Below are 2,752 nucleotides of genomic sequence, written 5' to 3' on the forward strand. Positions count from 1 at the left end.
TATCCTAGAATTTGCGGAACCATGTCTTTCTGAAAAACATAAGGTGGATTTAAAAAACAACTAGGCACAACAACGGCTATGGTTCATCGCCCTCTGAGGTCTGGGATTATTTGCTATTTTAGGGATTAATAAAACAATACGGAAGGCTGGCGCCTCCAGGCGCCAAACCATAGCCGGAACCGTTGTAAGTAATTTAAATGTCAACTCCCATAAAAAAAGATGTTGAGGAATTTATAAAGAGGATATCGAATAAACAGAAATGGCCTAAAATCGATACTTTCCTTATCGTGAGTTTAATGCGCATTGCGGGAAAGGCCTATGATGCGGGGACGGTTGATGGTCGGGTATCTGCAGTTATTATCTATCATCAAATTGTCGAGGAATTTTTAGTACACCTTCTTAAGCTTTCAAATTTATACATTCAAGCTAAAATTTGGCCAAGTAGGCTTGACCTTGAAATTAGCAATAAATTAATGTTTGGCCAGATACTTAAAGAACACAAGAGAAGTATAAAATTCAATGGGAAGGATGTTCTTCTTTTGAAATGTGAAAGGTTTAATACTACCAGAATCGAATACGTGCACAGACTACTTAAGTTTAAATCAGATGAAGAAAGGGTTACAAGATCTGCTGAAATCAATAATGATTACTACGAAATAATTGATTTATACCTTGAAGGCCGCAAGGATATAGAAGATCGTCTGAATGACCTATCCCATCATATAGATTGGAACGAAATTGAAAAAAATATTTAAACTACTTACAACAACGGCTATGGTTCATCGCCCTCCAGGGTCTGGGATTATTTGCTATTTTAGGGATTAACAAAAACAAGACGGAAAGGCTGGCGCCTCCAGGCGCCAAACCATAGCCGGAACCGTTGTAGCACATTTTTATTAGTCCCGAAAATGGGTAGATTGAGAAATATCTTTAAATCCATTACTAAGCTTTATTGGATTGGAATATTAAAAGTCTATCCCGTCCTACTAATTATTGCTCTAATAATATTTGGACCTCGACTATACCAATTATTCATTGTAGACAATAGTTACTGTGTTGGATCTGAAGAAAGATACTTGTACAACTTTGAAAACGAAATAAAAAGACAAAAAATATCGGCACTATTTGTTGACAAAGGAGTTACTTCAATTGCTTTAGGAGAAGGTAGATATTCTTCAGCTTTACACACCTGTTCTAAGTTTAGTAATGACGAGTACAACTTACCAATTGATAGTTTGAGAGTGGGTGACATTATTGTTAAGGATAGTAATTCGAATGTCTTCACGGCAATAAAAAAAGACAAGCACTACGTTTTTGAAATAGAAAAAAGATAGAATTTTTGAATTCCATCCGGGAATTTTACTGTGTAACAAAAGTCAACAGCTTAAACTGTCAAGAAAGGGAAGTTATATATTTTGGATATGCATGGTTCGGCAACATTAGTAAAAGAAAAATATTAGAGCTTCGCAGAAAGATATCATAGAATGCTTATAATGACCAATAATAAACGTGCTACAACAACGGCTATGGTTTATCGCCCTCAGGGGTCCGGGATTATTTGCTATTTTAGGGATTAACAAAATAATACGGAAAGGCTGGCGCCTTCAGGCGCCAAACCATAGCCGGAACCGTTAGCATTAATGATAGAAATATAACACGGCTGAATACAGGTTAAATGGGAGGTGTTGTTGACTGAAAGCAGAAATCGTCTCGAGATTAAACTTAGCGAGTGGAAAGTCGCAAGCTAGTCCTGCTTTCTCGCCCTTCTGTTTCTGCTACTTCTGAAATTCCTGCTATTTCTTGTTAGGTAATTAAGCAAGCTCATAGCTAAGGCCAAAAATATTACTGGGACAAGGATGTATAAAGCTTCTTTAGGAATATCCATGGTATTAAATTACAAAAATTCTTTAAGCCTTAAGAGTTATTGAGGTGCAAACTGATCGCTATACACTAATGCTAACAACGGCTATAGCCCATCGCCGGCCAAGGCTTGGGGAAATTTTCCTACATTAGGGTTTATTAATCAATCCGGGGTTGATCTGTCCATCGAGGCGCCGGGCCATAGCCGGAACCGTTAGCTACAAGCGTAAAGCAAGAGAATGCTTAGAACGATTTTTTCTCTTTCAGTGTTTTTACTCACATACACTTCTATTGCTCAGGATAAACTTGGCATTGAAAATTCGGAAAATGCAGAATAAATCAAAGTCCTCAATTCCGCTCACTTAATTGGCGAGAATGTGGAACCTAATCTCTCAGTTAGAATCTACAAATTGGACAATGGAACTGCTAGTGCAGGCTTTCCAAGTTCCGAGGTTTCTGATAATTTACTAGTTGCTATTTCAGCCTTTGATGAAGAGCCAGAACAAAATCTATTTAAAATTGGCCCCTTCTTAAATCCAAAAGTCATTTCATGGCAGGTTGATCAGGGATATGAAAAGACGTTTGTTGTGGAGCATGGTCCTTATGACAAGCGTAAAGCCGTAAGGTTGGGTGTCAATTTGCAAAGTATGAGGATTATTGAGTGACGCCAGTAGCTAACAACGGCTATGGTTCATCGCCCTCTGGGGTCTGGGATTATTTGCTATTTTAGGGATTAACATAAACAATACGAAAGGCTGGCGCCTCCAGGCGCCAAACCATAGCCGGAACCGTTCTGATGTAATAAGTAGTACGGAGCGGAATCCCAAACGATCCAGTGAAAACCGAATGGGGATATGCCCTGGCCTCTGAAGCAGTATGCACTTGCTAAGGA

3 protein-coding genes are annotated in these 2,752 nt (G+C 38.7%); all 3 read left to right on the forward strand.

Features of this window, described 5'->3' with window-relative positions:
• Positions 1 to 197 precede the first annotated feature (197 nt).
• Entirely contained in the window at positions 198 to 755 is a 558-nt protein-coding gene (locus GWK09_RS14800; protein WP_163694246.1) for a hypothetical protein, read from the forward strand.
• A 162-nt stretch (positions 756 to 917) separates the two neighbouring features.
• Positions 918 to 1,334, forward strand: a complete 417-nt coding sequence (locus GWK09_RS14805) for a hypothetical protein (RefSeq protein ID WP_163694247.1) — start codon at positions 918 to 920, stop codon at positions 1,332 to 1,334.
• Between the two features lie 936 nt (positions 1,335 to 2,270).
• On the forward strand, positions 2,271 to 2,525 hold the full coding sequence (locus GWK09_RS14810; protein ID WP_204260489.1) for a hypothetical protein: 255 nt from the start codon (positions 2,271 to 2,273) through the stop codon (positions 2,523 to 2,525).
• Positions 2,526 to 2,752 lie beyond the last annotated feature (227 nt).

The sequence above is a fragment of the Muriicola jejuensis genome (assembly GCF_010671595.1).
Classification (GTDB): Bacteria; Bacteroidota; Bacteroidia; order Flavobacteriales; family Flavobacteriaceae; genus Muriicola; species Muriicola jejuensis.